The sequence below is a fragment of the Polynucleobacter sp. MWH-UH2A genome, from assembly GCF_018687195.1.
In the GTDB taxonomy this organism is placed as follows: domain Bacteria; phylum Pseudomonadota; class Gammaproteobacteria; order Burkholderiales; family Burkholderiaceae; genus Polynucleobacter.
Genome location: NZ_CP061321.1, coordinates 580,907 through 597,914, shown reverse-complemented (window position 1 = coordinate 597,914; position 17,008 = coordinate 580,907). Strand labels below are relative to the sequence as shown.

Annotated in this window: 19 protein-coding genes; all 19 read right to left on the bottom strand. The window is 45.1% G+C overall.

The window, feature by feature from the left end:
* Positions 1-12: 12 nt before the first annotated feature.
* Positions 13-606, bottom strand: coding sequence for a tetratricopeptide repeat protein (locus IC571_RS03230; RefSeq protein ID WP_215317395.1), 594 nt, complete (start codon positions 604-606; stop codon positions 13-15).
* 17 nt (positions 607-623) lie between these two features.
* Positions 624-1,019: a hypothetical protein gene (locus IC571_RS03225; RefSeq protein ID WP_215317394.1), complete on the bottom strand. Its 396-nt coding sequence runs from the start codon at positions 1,017-1,019 to the stop codon at positions 624-626.
* A 27-nt stretch (positions 1,020-1,046) separates the two neighbouring features.
* A complete protein-coding gene (locus IC571_RS03220; protein ID WP_215317393.1) occupies positions 1,047-1,850 on the bottom strand; it encodes a hypothetical protein in 804 nt (267 codons plus the stop codon).
* A gap of 4 nt (positions 1,851-1,854) precedes the next feature.
* On the bottom strand, positions 1,855-2,889 hold the full coding sequence (gene motB, locus IC571_RS03215; protein ID WP_215317392.1) for a flagellar motor protein MotB: 1,035 nt from the start codon (positions 2,887-2,889) through the stop codon (positions 1,855-1,857).
* A 5-nt stretch (positions 2,890-2,894) separates the two neighbouring features.
* On the bottom strand, positions 2,895-3,755 hold the full coding sequence (gene motA / locus IC571_RS03210) for a flagellar motor stator protein MotA (RefSeq protein WP_215317391.1): 861 nt from the start codon (positions 3,753-3,755) through the stop codon (positions 2,895-2,897).
* A 19-nt stretch (positions 3,756-3,774) separates the two neighbouring features.
* Positions 3,775-4,650, bottom strand: a complete 876-nt coding sequence (locus IC571_RS03205; protein ID WP_215317390.1) for a flagellin — start codon at positions 4,648-4,650, stop codon at positions 3,775-3,777.
* Positions 4,651-4,657: 7 nt separating this feature from the next.
* Positions 4,658-6,793, bottom strand: coding sequence for a flagellar basal body rod C-terminal domain-containing protein (locus IC571_RS03200; RefSeq protein WP_215317389.1), 2,136 nt, complete (start codon positions 6,791-6,793; stop codon positions 4,658-4,660).
* Positions 6,794-6,806: 13 nt separating this feature from the next.
* Positions 6,807-7,250: a hypothetical protein gene (locus IC571_RS03195; protein ID WP_215317388.1), complete on the bottom strand. Its 444-nt coding sequence runs from the start codon at positions 7,248-7,250 to the stop codon at positions 6,807-6,809.
* Positions 7,250-8,377, bottom strand: a complete 1,128-nt coding sequence (locus IC571_RS03190) for a flagellar basal body P-ring protein FlgI (protein WP_215317387.1) — start codon at positions 8,375-8,377, stop codon at positions 7,250-7,252. The genes IC571_RS03195 and IC571_RS03190 overlap by 1 nt, the downstream gene beginning before the upstream one ends.
* A 4-nt stretch (positions 8,378-8,381) precedes the next feature.
* Positions 8,382-9,104 (bottom strand): flagellar basal body L-ring protein FlgH, encoded by a 723-nt coding sequence (locus tag IC571_RS03185; protein ID WP_215317386.1) that lies wholly within the window; start codon positions 9,102-9,104, stop codon positions 8,382-8,384.
* Positions 9,104-9,892, bottom strand: a complete 789-nt coding sequence (gene flgG / locus IC571_RS03180) for a flagellar basal-body rod protein FlgG (protein ID WP_215317385.1) — start codon at positions 9,890-9,892, stop codon at positions 9,104-9,106. Before flgG ends, IC571_RS03185 begins: the two co-directional genes overlap by 1 nt.
* A gap of 36 nt (positions 9,893-9,928) precedes the next feature.
* Positions 9,929-10,690: a flagellar basal body rod protein FlgF gene (locus tag IC571_RS03175; protein ID WP_251373495.1), complete on the bottom strand. Its 762-nt coding sequence runs from the start codon at positions 10,688-10,690 to the stop codon at positions 9,929-9,931.
* 21 nt (positions 10,691-10,711) lie between these two features.
* Positions 10,712-12,385 carry a flagellar hook-basal body complex protein gene (locus IC571_RS03170; RefSeq protein ID WP_215317384.1) on the bottom strand — a complete coding sequence of 558 codons (1,674 nt, stop codon included), beginning with the start codon at positions 12,383-12,385 and terminating at the stop codon, positions 10,712-10,714.
* Positions 12,386-12,443: 58 nt separating this feature from the next.
* A complete protein-coding gene (locus IC571_RS03165) occupies positions 12,444-13,142 on the bottom strand; it encodes a flagellar hook assembly protein FlgD (protein ID WP_215317383.1) in 699 nt (232 codons plus the stop codon).
* A gap of 37 nt (positions 13,143-13,179) precedes the next feature.
* Positions 13,180-13,584, bottom strand: coding sequence for a flagellar basal body rod protein FlgC (flgC, locus tag IC571_RS03160; RefSeq protein WP_215317382.1), 405 nt, complete (start codon positions 13,582-13,584; stop codon positions 13,180-13,182).
* Positions 13,581-13,997, bottom strand: a complete 417-nt coding sequence (gene flgB, locus IC571_RS03155; protein WP_215317381.1) for a flagellar basal body rod protein FlgB — start codon at positions 13,995-13,997, stop codon at positions 13,581-13,583. Before flgB ends, flgC begins: the two co-directional genes overlap by 4 nt.
* Positions 13,998-14,263: 266 nt before the next feature.
* Complete coding sequence (locus tag IC571_RS03150) at positions 14,264-15,346, bottom strand: carbonic anhydrase (RefSeq protein WP_251373493.1); 1,083 nt, start codon at positions 15,344-15,346, stop codon at positions 14,264-14,266.
* A gap of 104 nt (positions 15,347-15,450) precedes the next feature.
* Positions 15,451-16,233, bottom strand: a complete 783-nt coding sequence (locus IC571_RS03145) for a hypothetical protein (protein WP_215317380.1) — start codon at positions 16,231-16,233, stop codon at positions 15,451-15,453.
* Positions 16,223-17,005, bottom strand: coding sequence for a flagellar biosynthetic protein FliR (locus IC571_RS03140; RefSeq protein ID WP_215317379.1), 783 nt, complete (start codon positions 17,003-17,005; stop codon positions 16,223-16,225). The genes IC571_RS03145 and IC571_RS03140 overlap by 11 nt, the downstream gene beginning before the upstream one ends.
* Positions 17,006-17,008 lie beyond the last annotated feature (3 nt).

Sequence of the window (17,008 nt, the reverse complement as noted above, 5' to 3'; positions counted from 1 at the left end):
GAAGCCAAAAACCTAAGGCAAGGTCTTCTTTAGCTTAGAAAGCACTCCATCTGCTTTTTCTAGGTCAGTCGGGCTTAATTTTGCTTTTAGTTGCTTGGCCTCTGAGGCCGCAATTGGATTGCCCGAATCATGGGATAAAGTCATCCATACATAGGCCTGAACCAAATCCACCGAAGTCTGATTACCATCCTCATAGAGATGTGCTAGGTTGTACTGACCAGCGGCACTTCCTGCCATTGCCGCCCTCTGAAACCACATAAATGCCATCTGTTCAGAATTTTCCAAGGCGGGACTTTTTTGATAGCGAACCGCCAACTCCAGCATGGCCTGAACATTGCCGCCATTGGCCGCTCGGTTCATCCAAACCCAACCCTTCTCAACATTTTTATTGGTACCAATACCTTGCAAATACATTTGCGATAAATCATATTGGGCTTGACTGTCGCCAGAATTGGAAAGTTGCTCAAAGATATGTAAGGCCTTTGCATACTCGCCAGCCTCATAAGCAGACCTGGCCTTACGGTAGTCAGAGCAAGCAATAAGTGAGGCGGCTATCAAGAAAAAAAATGGCACTCGCATCACGGAGTGCCAATTGATCAATTGCATTGCAGAACCAAGCTCAATTATTTTTTTGCTGGAGCTTGCTTATCTTTGGCCGGCTTAGCGTCTTCCTGATCTTCCTCATCCTCAGCAGGCGCATCAGCAGCCTTAAGGTTGAGAGTAGGAGCAGGTGGCTCAACGCGATAGCTCGCACCTAAGTCGCCGCCGATCATTCTGGCATAAGCACCAAAGTAACGGCGGCTTAAATCAGGGTAGTAAGGCGAAGTTGCCAAATAGCCTTTACTACGAATACATGCAGCATTATTCATAGCACCCTCGCAACTAGCGATCGCAGAAAGCCTGCCTACTTCAAACTGCTCACCCAAGATGAAACAAAAAATGAGCAGCACTAAGGGCAGAATGAACCAAAGCAGGGCTTTTTTGAGAAGTCCAACGATACGTTCTAATTTTTCATTCATGTTGAGCAATCTCCAATGTATTCAGTATTAATGTTGCTGCACTTTTTTATTTGTAGGCTTTTGCACTAGATCACTAGGCAATTTTCTCCAAGATGCAATGGGTTCCTCATTATGCAGTTTTGCATAAACCTCGACAATTCGAGAATCTGCTGGATTCGCATTTTCCTTCATGGCGTTATACATCTTTGCGCCATCTATCTTATTGCCTTGATTGATAAACTCAATTGCCGCAGTGTAGTAATAGTTGGTTGCCTTATCTTTGCGTGGCGCACCCAAAATGGTTGAGCTGTATACGTTTCCTAAGTACTGACAAGCATAAGCATTTTTTTCTTTAGCAGGTAGCGCTAAATATTTTTCCGCCAATAAAAATTGCTGCTTAGCGTAGCGTCGGTAGACCGTGGCGGTCAAAATAAAATCAGGATGAGTGATAATCTCAGCTTGGGAGTCATAATAAACACCCCTCTCATAGGCAATCAGGCCACGATAATAATTGGCCTGGATATCGCCCTCTGCAGATAACTCATCCAACTTCTGCAGTATTCGCAATGCTTCCTTACTATAACGCAGCACTTCATCTTCGGGATCAACGCACTTTGGACTACGCACACATGCGATAGCTGTAATGGTTTTATCGTTCGCCTTTTTATATCGCCTGTACAGTTTTTTTGCTTCCGATGAAGGACCTACAAATGGCTCGCCATTATTTGATGATGAAGTTTTAGTTACCTCGGCATGAGAAGCCTCTACTGAAGCATGAGAATCACTTGCAAAACTGGTTTTGCAAGTGAAGACGATTATTAAAAATAAACTAAACCTGGAGATAGTAAACAAGGTTTTACCTCGCTGGCTTATCCGCTGGAGGGCTTAACTTCGAAGGTATATCCATTACCGGCGCTTTGGGCGCATTGTCTTTAGACAGGAATTGCGCTGGAGCTCGCAGATTCGGTGGAATTTCTTGAGCGCCCTTCTCAATTGTCTCTGGCACTTTCTCAATTGGACGAACTATAGGCTTTTTCTCATCCTGCTTGGGCTTCTTATTCAGCAAAGTAATAGAAATACGTCTATTTAATGGATCATTCAAATCTTCTGGGTTTAAAGGAACAGTATTGGCAAAACCAATTACCTGGACAATCAAAGCGGGATCAAGACCGCCCGCAATTAACTCACGACGCGCTACGTTAGCGCGATCTGTGGACAGCTCCCAGTTGGTATAGCCAGCCTCACCGTTACCAAACTTAGCGCCATCAGAATGCCCTTCAATACGCACAGGGCCAGGGGACATCTGAATAGATTTACCGATAATCCGCAATAATCTTCGCGCAGAAACACTGGGCACAGTACCACCGCTACTAAATAGCGGCTTACCCTTTTCATCAACAACCTGGATGCGCAGACCCTCAGCGGTGATATCCATAAATACTTGGCCCTTAGCATTCTTGAGCTCAGCATCTGCTTCTATCTTCTTCTGAATATCTTCTTTGACTTGCTCATTCTTTGTTTTGTCTTTTCGAGCATTTTCAACATCAGTAACCGATGAATCGCTAATGCGACGCTGTTCAGTATCAGCATCAGCACGAGATTCCTCGCCAACGGTTTTTGTGATGTTGTCTCCCCCGCCTTTAATGATTCGAGTGGCATCGCCAGAACCCTGTCCACCAGATAAGGAAACACGTAATGGATTTTGAAAGTAAGCCGAAATACCAGCCAAGTCACCTGCCGTTGTAGACCCAAGAACCCACATCAACAAAAAGAAGGCCATCATGGCCGTTACGAAGTCTGCGTAAGCGATCTTCCAGGCGCCACCGTGATGTCCGTGGCCGCCCTTTTTAACGCGCTTGATGACAATAATGGGCGCGTCGTTCTTCGCCATACTACTTATTTCCCTTTAACAGCTTTGGTACCCTCATCAAGCTCAGCAAACGTTGGACGCTGATAGCTAAAAAGCACTTTGCGACCAAACTCAACAGCTGCAGCAGGAGGGAAATTGTTCAAGCTTGCGATCAAGATAGCTTTTACCGCCATATAAGAACGGCTATCTGCTTCTGCGTTTTGCTCCAATACTTTTGCCACGGGAGAAACAATCGCATACGCAAGCAAAATACCCAAGAAGGTACCCACAAGTGCCGCACCAATCAGCTTGCCCAATTCTGCAGGAGGCAGACCAATAGATCCCATGGTATGAACCACACCCATAACCGCCGCCACAATACCGAAAGCCGGCAAACCATCACCAACGTTAGTTACAGAAGCTACTGGAATATGGGTTTCCTGATGATGAACATCCAATTCCTGCTCCATCAAGCTCTCAATCTGAATCACATCTAAAGAGCCACCCAACATCATGCGCAAATAATCAGTAATAAAGTCCACCAGATGGTGGTCTTTGGTAATCAGAGGGTACTTTTCAAATAATGGACTAGCTTCTGGTTCCTCAATATCACCTTCTAATGACATCAAGCCATCACGCTTAATCTTTTGCAAAATCTCAAACATCAGACAGAGCAAATCTAAATGCATCTGCTTTATATTGCTTTTCGATTTAAATGCACCGCCCAAAGCAGAAAGGGTCTTCTTCAGATTGATCATGCTGTTCGATGCAATCATCGTTCCAACAGCCGCACCCACAATAGTTAGAACCTCGGTTGGCTGCCATAAAACCATGATGTGTCCACCATGCAAGGCATAGCCTCCCAGGGCACAAGCAAGCGCAATAATCCACCCTAAAGGAATATTCATACTTCGATCAACTCAGTTTTTATAGTTTTGAAAATAAGTTACTTTGCTGCAGTCTAGCAAACATTGCTTGGGCTGCATTAAGTAAGGTCTGAGCTCTAGTATAAGACGCAGTGGCTGCAGCCATGTCGGTATCCAATAAAGCGGACTGAGAGGCGGCCATTTGGGTGCCAAAAGCAGTCATAGCGTTCCTGGCGTTATCCACCTGGGAGGAAACCCCCCCACTCCGCTGTTCAGCCATAGTTAGCTGGTCAAAAGAGGCATTTAAACCGTCCGAAACGACGCTTGCAGTCTTGCTGGGAATGGCTCCGGTAGCCATTTCACCCAAATAGGTCACAAAACTATCAATGTTTTTGTAGAGAGAGGTGTTTTCGGGGTGGGCCAAGACTCCCTCAGAGCCAAAGGCCTTCTGAAAACTCACCCCAGACTCAACCATCACATTAGGCTCAATCTGAACCTGATTGATGCTGGCATCATCGTTAAAAATAGGGTTTCCAGTGGCATCTTTGGCAGCCATTTGATTTTTTATGGTGTCGCGAATCTGCTCAGCATGGACTTTAAGTGCAGCAAAATTGGACTTATTTAATGCGCCACTTTGAGACTGCACATATAGCTGTTTTAAGCTATTCATCTCATTAATCATGCTATCCATTTGGGTTTGAGCATTGGCATGGCTGCTGGTCACAAAATTTTGATTTGCTTTAAACATGTCAAGACGCGAAACATCAAAATCCAAGCGAACACCCCTAGATACTGCATAGGCATTATCAGATGCCTTGCTATATTGCTTGCCAGAAGTCACCTTTTGATTCCATGACATTGCATCGGCCAAAGCATTATCCATGCCCTGCACGCCTGCATCTACAACCTGGTTTGAACTAAATCGTACGGTCATCATTTACTCCTTAGTTCATGATTGACAAGAGGGTGGTAAACATTTGATTCCCAGCCTGAAGAACCTTCGTAGAAGCGGTATACAGTTGCTGGTACTTTAAAAGATTGGCTGCCTCTTCATCTAAGTTCACTCCCGACACAGAATCGCGCTGCGCCTTCAAGTTCGACAACACGACATTATCTGCTTTTTGATTGCTTTTCCAGGTGGCAACCTGCACGCCAACCTCATTCACTAAATTAGATACAGAAGTACCAAATACAGCACTTAATTGCTGAACCGCATTAGCCTTAACCGAGCTAATAAGTGGGGTATTTCCGTTGAAATAACTAGCAAAATTACTTGGCGCAAGAGACACAAAGTTTGCAGCATTCAAGCCGTAGTTAACGAGCGGGTTAGCCATTCCGCTCACTTTGATCTTTAGGCCATCAAGAGCACTTGCGATAGTAGACTTGGAATCATCAGCCTTCTCAAGCGTGATTACTTGGTTATTTAAGTACCCAGCAATAGTTGCTGCATCTTTAACTGGACTACCAGTATCGGAGACCGAAAATGAGATCCCCATCTGATTAAAGTTCAATGCTTGACCTGAGGCAGAGCCATCCCCAATAGTGATGGTCTGGCTACCACCATTGCTACTAGCCAATGTCAGTTGATTGCCACTACTGGTGAAAGTATAAGTCCCAGATTGCACATTATTTTGCACAGCCATATTGGAAATATTTTGATTTGCTGTTCCGACAACAGGCAATGTTGCCCCTGATTTAATAACACTTGAGGAGCTAACAGCACTCAATGCAGGGCTGATATTTGCCAATTGCATTGTGATGCCTAATTGACTAAAGTCAATCGTTTGGAGTCCACCAGAAACACTATCGACAAGTGAGACAGTTTGTGTTTTTCCCAGTCCATCAGAAAGTTGCAACTGATCTGACCCAACTTTAGTCAGCGTATATTCACCGGCTAATGTTGTTGGCCCAGCTGTTAATGAGCTCACCTTTGTATAAACGCCAACGGTATTACCAACCTTTACGCCACTATTCGATGCGATCGCGTTACCCAGGCTGCTATATAAGTCCAGCAAATCATTTTCATTGGAGATGGATGGCAGGTTGCCCGTTAAATCATTCGCCGCTAGACTTGAGTAAGTTTTGTCGGAAACTTTAAACCCAAAAATGGCTAAATTTGTTGCCGATCCCTGACTTGTTTGGGCTGCGCCATTCGCGACCTTCACTAATCCCAACGCTATGGTATCCAATCGTTTTTGTAATGCGGGGGCAAAATTATTGGATAGCTCCAATAATGCTCCGGCTTGGCCGCCATCCAAGGTTTGAACGGTTGTTAACACTCCTTTTGTGGGTCCATTTTGCAAATTAAAAGTTAAAGCAACATGCTGCTGATCAGCATTTATCGTCACCTTATTTGCAATTGCTCTTTCAACAAGCGGCTGTCCTGCAACCAATTGAGTAGCTGTGCCATCGGCATTAATCAAACTCTGTCCGCCAACTAACTGCTGTAGTTGAGTAAGCAAGCGGTCGCGCTCGTCTAATAAATCGGCGGATGGAGCTGAATTGCCTGGGCTATTGCCATTGACAATTTTTTGATTAACACTTGCCAGCGACGGGAGCAGTGTATTGACCTGTGAAACAGTATCAACCAGAGCTTTTCGTGAATCGCTTTGAATCTGGGCAGCCAATGTGCTCATACCACTCATTCTTTGCGCGACAGTATTAGCAGTCCCTGTAATTGCACCAGCCATTGCTTTATTGGTTGGGTCCGCAGCATAAGCGCCCATAGCATTAAAAAAGTCGCTAATTGCAGTATTCAAGCCAGCTGACTTATCAGCAACCAAACTATCTACAGAATTGGTGTATTGCACTAAGGTGTCTGAATAGCTAGATTTAGCTTGCTGACTCAACAACTGCGAACCTATTAATGAAGAATATTGTCGAGTGAAGCCTTCGACTGCAAAACTAGAGCCATTGAGCATAAGCGAATTGGGTGCCAGCGCATCCATAATCGCATTAGCATTTCGGCGGGAATAACCCTCAACCGAGGTACCTGCGACGTTCTGTGAGGTTGTCAAAATTCCAGCCTGAGCAATATTCAAGCCTGCCATTGCTGATTCAGTGATGGAATAGATACCCATTTTGCTTCCTTAGTTATTTAGCCGAGCCTACAAAGCCGTCTGGTCGCTTTAGAGCATTTAAGGTTTCAGCTGAAACCATACCTTCTCTTGGTGCATTTAATGGTTTAACGGCAATTTCTGAGGATCCGATTAGTTTTCCAGCATTAGCCTGTTGTATCAGCTGCTCAGCCATTTTTGTAGCAAATCCAATGCCATTGCCCCTGGAAAGCATATCCGCCACATGGTCATCCATAATCTCTAGATATGACTTAGAGGTATTACTACTCTCATCGGTTCCACGTAAATTAGTACTACGAACAGTGCTTAGCATTTGCCTAATTAGAGTGCGCTCAAAACCCTGAGCAGCCTTCTTTAGCTTATCTTCATTAGTTACAGCAGGCGCATCAACTTTGGCAGGCATCATTAGTCTTGCGCTGTTTTGATCGACTGGAGATGAGATTGAATTAATGGCTGACATTAGATCACCTCTAGCTCTGCTCTGAGAGCCCCAGCAGACTTTAGTGACTGCAATATCGAAATTAAGTCCTGAGGTGTGGCGCCCATCATATTCAATGCCTTTACTACCTGATCCAATGAAGCGCCTTGTGGCACAGAAATTAAACTATTTTCTTTACCACTATCACTTAGTGTTGCAGTATCTTGGGTGGCTACTGATGTCTGTCCACGACTAAAAGGAAGAGGTTGGCTAATAGTTGGAGTCTGCTGAACTTTTACCGTTAGATTTCCATGAGCCACCGCCGATGGAGATAGCCTAACTGCCTGGTTCATCACTACCGATCCAGTTCTAGAATTTAATATAACGCGCGCAGGCCCACTGACCATTTGAACATCTAAATCTTGTAAGGCAGCCATAAATGCAGTGCGTCTTAACGGCTCAATAGGCACTCTTACATTAAGTGTTCTAGCGTCTATTGGTAAAGCCGTACCCAGACCAAACCTTCTGCCAATTGCTTCCGCAGTCTGTTGCATCAACGCAAAATCCGCCCGATGCAGATCAAGCTGCACGAACTCATCAGCCAATAACGATGGAACTGCTTTCTCGATCAGACCACCACCAGGAATGCGGCCCGCATTTAAATGGTTTACTGAGGTTGCTGCACCACCTGTTGCTGCTCTTGCGCCACCAATAACCAAATTTCCCTGTCCTTGAGCATAAACTTGTCCATCAGCTGCTTTTAGCGGTGTCATAACTAATGTGCCACCCTTTAAGCTGGTTGCATTGCCCAACGAAGAAACGGTGACATCAATTTGCTGTCCAGGTCGTGCTAAAGCTGGAAATTCAGCGGTAACCATAACAGCTGCAGTATTACGCAACTGGGTTTGACCACCCCCCTGAGGAATGGTGACGCCCAATACACCAATCATCTGCAATACGCTTTGCAATGTAAATGGGGTTTGAGTTGTTTGGTCGCCAGTACCATCCAATCCAACAACTAAGCCGTAACCCACTAACTGGTTTGAACGTTGCCCTGCAACATCTGCAAAATCCTTAATGCGATCCGCAAAAGAATTACTTGAAAATACAGCAAAGCTCACCAATACAAGCAAGCCCTTTGTGATGGAGGAAATAGAACTATTCTTCATCAAATTAAAACGGCGCTATCTTTAAGAAAAGCCTTGTCAGCCAACCGGTACCTTGCGTATCGTCAGTTGCACCTCTGCCGCGATACTCAATTCGAGCATCAGCGACTTGCTGAGAGGAAACTTGGTTAAACACCAGAGTATTGGGGTTCACTACGCCACCAAAACGAATAATCTCTTCTTCGTTACTGACGGCAACTTGCTTCTCGCCCGCTACTACCAAGTTTCCATTTGAGAGGACCTCAACCACAGTTACCGTAATCGTTCCGGCAAAAGTATTGCTTGCAGCGCTTGCGCCTGTACCTTCACTCTTAATATCGCCTGTGCCACCGAAGTTCGCTATGTTGGCAATACTCGTATAAGGCCCAAAGGCCATTGGTCCCGTATTGGAGAAATCAGATGCCGCATTAGCTTTTCGAGCCGCTGACATGCCAGTGTTTTTTGCTGCGCTAGTAGTTTCATTCAGCACCACGGTCAGCGTATCACCCACATTGCGTGCACGACGATCTTCAAACAACGGGCGATGACTTACGGCATTGACATATGGTCCACCAGAGTTAGCTGGATATAAGCTGCCCATATTGGCAGAGGTTTCTTGAATTGGACGTGGTCTTGCTGTTACTGGCGTAGTTAATAATGTTGGACGGTCCGCGCTTGCACAGCCCCAAAGAACTACTACGCTAAATGTCAGCGCGATATAGCATCGAAAGTTTTTAATGAAACCGCTCATTACTGACCCATATTACTTACGCGTTGCAAAATCTGATCTGATGCAGTTACTGCTCGAGTATTAATCTCATAGGCACGCTGGGCCGCAATCAAGTTAACCAATTCTTCTGCAACATTCACGTTTGATTGCTCAATGTAATACTGATTCGTTGTGCCCATGCCGTTTGTACCAGCAATGTTATTTTGAGCGGTTCCTGATGCCGGAGTCGGAATAAAGTTTCCACCACCAAGTGCAAACAAACCCGCTGGATTAACGAAGTTAGCCATCGTAATTTGGCCAGCCTGAATAGCAGTCTGATTACCCTGCAAGGTATATTGAACTAAGCCCGCCTGATTAATGGTGATAGAGGTTGCATTAGCCGGAATAACGCCCGCGCCAGCTACCACATTGCCCGCTGAGGTTACGATTTGACCAGTTGCACTCTTACTAAATTGACCATTTCTTGTGTAAGCAAGCGTACCATCCGCCAATTGAATCTGAAAGTAGCCATTACCTTGAATGGCGACATCCAATTGATTGCCAGTTTGAATCAATGTACCTTGAATATTATTGCGCTCTGTTGATGTGACTGCTGCACCAGCGCCAATTTGTAAGCCAGTTGGTAAAAGATTTTGCGCATTAGATGCGGATCCTGCGCTACGTAACGTTGTGTACAGCAAATCCTGGAACATTGGCTGCACACGCTTAAATGCTGTTGTCTGAGAGTTCGCAAGGTTGTTGGTAATAACGTCAAGATTGAACTGCTCAGCGTCCATCCCCGTTTTTGCAATCCATAATGAACGTAACATTTTTTTCTCTTTTTCTTATTGGCTTGTTATTGGTTATTAGGCGCGTGATAAAGACAGCAATGTAGTTGCAGAACGTGCGTTCTGATCTGCATAGGTAATAGATCTTGTATTCAAATCAAACATACGACTTTGGTCAATCATTTGCACCATTGCTAATGCAGGGTTGTTATTGCTTAATTCATATGCGCCCTGCACTACTCTTACGCTAGGATCGGCAGCAGCCTGCTCCCCCGGAATATCAAACAATCCATCTGCCGCTCTAACTAAACTATTGGTATTCGGATTTACTAACTTTAATTTTCCCGCTTGATTCAAGTACTGATTTCCCGGAATCTGCGTGTACACAGAACCATCTTCAGCAATTTGCACGGATGCGCCAACGGGAATAGTGATCGTTCCGCCAGCACCAACAACTGGGATATCCTTACCAATCATTAGAATTCCCTGCTCATTAGTCATAAACTTGCCGGCTCTTGTATAAGCTTCCTGACCATCAGGACGCCGTACCGCAAACATTCCATCACCCTTGATTGCAACATCTAAAGCATTTCCGGTTGTTTGGATCTGACCTTGATTGAAATTACTACCCGGAGTGGTATCCGCCACAAATACGCGCGTATCAGCGCCATTACCAGTAAATGGCTCGCCATCACCTTTCAAAGGGACTGCACGGAACGCGCTTATGACCTCACGAAAACCTGGCGTTAAAGAGTTCGCCAAGTTATTTGATGTGACGGCCAACTGCTGCGTAGCAGAAGTTGCACCCGTCATCGAGGTATAGGCATAGCGATTAATCATGGTGTTTTAGCAGATCAACTCTTATCGACCGATATTGATTGCATCATCAATCAAGGTGGCAGCCATCACTTTGGTTGCCTGTGAAACCGCTGAATATTGACGTTGCAATACCATCAACTTGACCAACTCTGAAGTCAGGTCTACGTTAGATTGCTCTAGCGCTCTGGACCGCACCTGACCCAAAGTCCCGTCTCCTGGAAAACTTAGGAGCGGATCTCCCGAAACGGAAGATGCTTCAAATGTATTATTTCCATTTGGGATTAGACCCTCAACATTGTTAAAGTAGGCCAATAAGACCTGCCCTTTAACCTTTGACTTTCCATTGTCATACTGAGCCACAAGGTTACCGCTGGTATCAATGTTATAAGAGACCAATTGTGAAGTGGCAGATCCGTCTTGATTATTTGCATATGTTTGAGCTGCCGAAGTGTAGCCCGTCATATCCGTGTTATCTAACGTAAACTGAACAACGCCACCATTTAAGGTTTTACCAAAGGTACTACCCGTGCCGCCACTAGCATCAATCTTCATTTGCGTCACAAATTGAGGCTTTCCAAAAGCGTCGCGCGATAGTGAATCTAAGTTTTTGCCTGCCACAAACGCAATGGTCCCCAAAGATGTTTGCTCAGGCGTTCCGCTAACCCCAACGTTAGTCGTAGCAGCTCCCGCAGCATCACCTGCTACAGCCACATTATCCAAGGTTGCAAAAACCTCAAATCGATCTACGTTCACTGTATATTGCGCGCTTACACCAGCGCTTGCCGCAACAGTTTGTTTAACTGACAAGTTAGTGCCGTCCTTTAATTTCAGGTTATAGGTTGCGCCGTTCGTATTGTCCGTGCCACTCATTAAAGTCAATGTAGTTTCAAACAAGGACTCATTCGGTCCAGCGACAGAAGATGCAACCGATGTTGTAGCAATAGTAGTAGCTTGCTCACCACTTGGCTTTGAGCCGCTATTAATAGTTTCCTTAGGATTAAAATCAAATGTAGTGTCAGCCGCTGTATTTGCATTTCGAGCGGTAATTGTCAGTGGCTGGGAGCTCACTTTTTTATAGTACATAGTTAAAGTATGAGCTGCCCCCTTATCGTCATAGACAGTCTGTGATGTTGCCTGTGAATAGGTAGCGGGTACTGATGGGTTAAAAATATTACCCGTAGCTGGATCAACCCGATTATCCAAATTTAAATTAATTGTTGAATTTTTTGTCGCTATCTGCGCCATAGGTGTTGGGTCTAATGTCAACACTGACTTTGCCGTTGATAAAACCTTACCAGCAGAGTCCGCCGGATAACCAACTAAGAACATCCCATTTTCATTCACAATCCGATTCTGGCTATCAACTGAAAATTGGCCATTGCGAGTGTACTGAAATTTTGTCGGATTCTCTGTAGGTACAGTTCCGTCAACAGTTTTTGCCAACTGGAAATATCCCGGTCCTGTAATGGCCATGTCAAGAGGATTCTGGGAGCTAACAACCGTTCCATAGGAGGCGGTTCTTCGAATACTCATTCGATATGAACCCATACCAGCCCTATCCTCGGATTGCGGGTCTTGAGCTCTAAAGAACTGGTCTGAGAATACGTATTCACCGGACTTGTATCCTACTGTTTGAGCGTTTGAAATATTGTTACTGGTTACATCAATCGCCTCAGCAGCTGACATTAAACCCGATAGTCCAATTCCATATCCCATTTTTCTTCCTTTATCTGACTTGTTCTATTTACTTGTACTGCGTATTTTCAAAAATTACTTAACTTACCCACTGTTGCACGTCTGACGAATTAACAGTCCTACCGTCTAAGAGATTTAATATTGCATCCCCATTGCTACCCTTCGTTACGGATGCTACTGGTGAGGCTACGTAGGCTGCAGGATTCTCCGTAGCGTTATTCGCGTTTTTACCTGAAAGACTCAAGTAGTACATGCCCGCTGGAACTTGACTACCATTCGCATCTTGACCATTCCAAACAAAGTTGGTCATGCCAGCATTTACATTACCAAGATCAACGCTGTTTATTACATTGCCACTTGCGTCGGTTATCGTTGCCACCACTGATTTCAATGGATTTGTTGCATTAGCACCAAGCATTACTTGATTTGTGCCATCAAATGCAATGCCATTGCCAGCAACTACTGGCCTATGCCCAATCAAGGCAGCTTGATTCATAAAGTTCACGCTTTGCATTTGCGCAAGCATGGCAGTCATTGAGGTATTCATGTTACCCATACTACTTACCATGTTGAGCTGCGACATTTGAGATGTCATAGTCGATGCATCCATTGGGGCCATTGGATCTTGATTCTGGATCTGCGCAATCAATAACTTTAAAAAGTTTTGTGTTTGTTCAGCTGCAGTACCGCCTGTGGTTGAGTTCGTTGTGGCGTCAGCCGGCTTATTAGCCGTAGCCGGGTCATAAACTCGAATTCCGCTGAGTGGATTGGTTGCCATGATTTCCTCTTATCTCTTACTTTTTAAGCGCTACTGTTTACTTACCTAAATCCAAAGTCTTTAACATCAACTGACGCGATACATTCATAGCTTCAACATTCATCTGATAGGAGCGTGAAGCTGAAATCATATTCACCATCTCTTCCACTGGGTTAACGTTTGGCATCTCTACATAACCAGCAGCATTTGCCTTTGGGTGACCCGGTCTGTATTCAATACGCATTGGAGCATTGCTCTCAATTACCTTGCTAACTTCAACGCCAGAGCCTGGTTGACCTGGTTTATAAACAGCACTAAATTCCACCTGACGCGCACGGTATGGGCGTCCATCAGGACCAGATACGCTCTCAACGTTGGCAATATTCGAAGCGGTCGTATTCAAGCGCATGGATTGCGCTGTTAGGCCACTAGAACCAATATCAAAAGCGCCCAATAAACTCATGAAGCCTGCCCTGTAATGGCTGACATACGGGCGCGAATCGTACTACCCAACATATTTAATGCAGACTCAGTAAACACTGAGTTCTTGGTAAATTCACTAAGCTCAACATCACCATCAACCGTATTACCATCCATCGAAGGTTGATTGGGGATGCGATAAAGCAAACGGGGATCTTCCTGCGGGACCTTCCCTGGAATATGGGCTGAATGAGTGGTAGCCAAACCAATCGCATTAGAAGGCGCTATGCCTTCTAGCTGAGCTTTCAGTACATCAGCAAAACGAATATCCCGAGCCTTAAAGCCTGGTGTATCAGAATTTGCCAAATTGTTACCCAGCACTTGTTGACGGAAAGTACGCAATTTAAATGCGTTTTCACCAAAAGTAAGCGGGTCGTACTGTGGCACTGCGTTCATCAAATCTCCTCCCTATTCGGGGACGAAAAAACCTGAGGGGAAAGTCCTCAAGTATGAATATGCAAAGACCGTGCCAGAATTGCCAATATTAGAGATATAAGTAGACGCTAACCCATCAAGGTTTGCTCGCTCTGTAGCCCAAATGTGAAAATCAGGGCTTAAATAGTCAAAAAGCCCTGGACTCAGGGCTTTTGAAGGCAGGGTGGCAAATTTTGCCGTTTTTACAGGTTAAGCCCTGTCAAAATGGCGCCACTAGAAATTATTTATTAACTACCTTTGGTTTCCTTGATCAAACGATCACCCTTGGGCTGCAAAGGACGCGCATTCATCGGATAGATCCGATCAAAGTTCTTAACTTGCTCCTCGCTGACATAGATTGGGTTCTTCATCACGAACCAAAGTACGTTTTCGCTACATGGAGGGGTTGTTAGGGATCCCATGTATGTGAAATAGCTTCTATCGGTTGGCAATAACTGGTTCACATCGATCATCACCCCGGGGGTCTCAGTCCTGCCCTTCACCAAGGGAACATTGTTCCAAAGAGTCTGAATCATTGGGTTATCCTTGCCCGCTTCATCCCCAAACCAGGATTTTTTGCTCGAACCCAGCTTTTTGGTGTTCATCAAAACACCCACTACTGCCAAGCTACCGTCGTAATGCTGATGCACTAAGTGCACCACCATATCGGTGCGCTCACCGTTAATCGCCTCTTCGCTGGGCTTGTGAAAGTGGAACTGAACCAGACGGTATTGGCGACCGTCAACCAATAAATTACTACCTTCGCCATAATTCACCATCACGGTATGGCCGTTATCAACAATGGATAACGGAGATGGTCTGTAGAGGAATTCCAATGGAGGCAATTCTGCCTTAACCGCTCTATCCACGTTGATATTGATTGGGGACTGCGTTTTACCTGTTGAGCATGCCAAATTAGCTTTACTCAAATTACCCCAATTTTCAGGGCCACCAGGACCATCTACATAAGACCAATGCACATCATGCGCATCTTTTTCGGCAGGCTTTGCAACCACTTTAGTGACTTTAGGCTTATCGGCTGCCTTTGACTCGCTAGGGGCAGCTCCTGCAGGCAAATCACCAGTTCGTATAACGATATCACCCGAGCCCTTGCTGATCTTGTCAAACAATGCTTTGCTCATCTGGTCATCGCCAGAAGCAGCGGGCACCGCAGCCTTTGCCTTGGTGGCTGCCGGCGTAGCGGCAGTTGCAGCTGAAGCGGCTGCAGGGGCATCATGCGAGTCGTTCGCGAGGGCATTAACCGCAACCAGCATACTTAATAAGGCGCCAATTGAGACAATAACGCGTGGGGATAGATTATTTGTTTTCATAGGTTCGCTAACGGCTTTTGTATAAATAGTGTTTATATTGCCATATAAATCAATGCTTAAGCCGATTTTTCAGCTGACTCAAGGCGATTGCTTCAATTCAACGCTTAGGGCTGTTTATTTGCGGGCTTCTTAGGGGTAGTTTTTTTCACGGGAGTTGAAACAGGTGCCGGACTACCATTCGCCGCGCTACCTCCAGGCAATACATCAATTACTGGCGAACTGCTTCGAGAAAACATCCACTCACATTTCATGAGTCCCGCAGTTTCCTGCTTACTCTCCAGCGGGGTGGACTGCTTCAGCGCCACCTCCAATGCCTCATCTGAGGGAGGTGGAGTCAAGTCATTGCTGGTAGCCCATCTCAGAAAACGCTGGTACCAGCCTTGCTTAGGCATTCTTCCTGGATCGGCATAAAAATTGGAGCTACAAATTTGCAAACGACGCTCAATTTCACTAGCAGCCATGTAATAGCCGTCAACCAAAATATTGGCTACAGCAGCATTGCATCTAGCCCAAGCAGCAAGCTCAATTTTCGATCCGGTAGTGCTTCCGCCAGAGGACTTATCGGCAACCAAAGAATTGATTTCGCAAATCATTCTTTTTCCACGAATTTGCAATTTTTTGCAGATGTCTCCACCGTTATCAGCATAAGGATTATTGGAGGTAGAAGCGGGGAATGGGTACTTCACTTCACAGTCCACGGGGCCTGTAGGAGCCTGATCCAATGAATTTTGATTCAACTTATCCTTTTGCGCGACAGTGAGCCCCTCTTCTACAGAGCCATTGAGTGGCACCTCTGAATTTACCTGGGCATTCACCAGATTGCCAATACAGGCCGCAGTTAAAAAAAAGCTTGCAACAAGTAGGTGAGAAAAGAATTTATTTTGCATAAGGAGTCTCTACGCCTTGGCGAATAAGTTGCATGGGGTTTTCAAGGGATCGCTCCAACACAATTTGTAAATCTGGAAGAATCATAAAAATAACCAAGAATGCTAAAGGAATGCTAACAGCAAAGCCCACGGAGAACAAATTCATTTGCGGACTCGTCCTTCCCAAAAATGCTTGGGTTAAATTAAACATCATGTAAACCAAAAGAATGGGCATAGATAGAATCAGGCCCAATCGGAATGAAGCCGATACCAAATCTACCACCCCTTTCGACGACCAAGCATCTGGCCACACTCCCACAGGGATTGTTTTAAAACTATGCAAAACAATGTCAATCAATATCAGGTGAATATTTAAAGCGAACGCCAGGGCTATCACAATCAAACCTAAAAACTGTCCAACTAAACCTGAATCGAGAGTGGGGTCGCGAAAGTAAGTAGAAGCAAAGCTAAAGCCCGCCTGAAATGACAATACCTCGGCGGCGATATCAACCACCATAAAACCAATACGAATCACAAAACCAATAAACGCACCAATCGCCAATTCGATTATCGATGCAAAAAAAGTGATACTACCTGGACTGGGTATTTGCTCGCCGCCAACCAAAGGCATTACGTAAAACGCAAATGACAATGCAATCAATAATCGAAATTGCATTGGCAATGATCTAAAAGCAAACATGGGGGTAGTTAAAAAAATACCAAACACCCGCAATGAGGCAAACATAAAAATTGCCATGTACTGCTCAATTTGCAGACCCGTGATGGTCAGCATAAT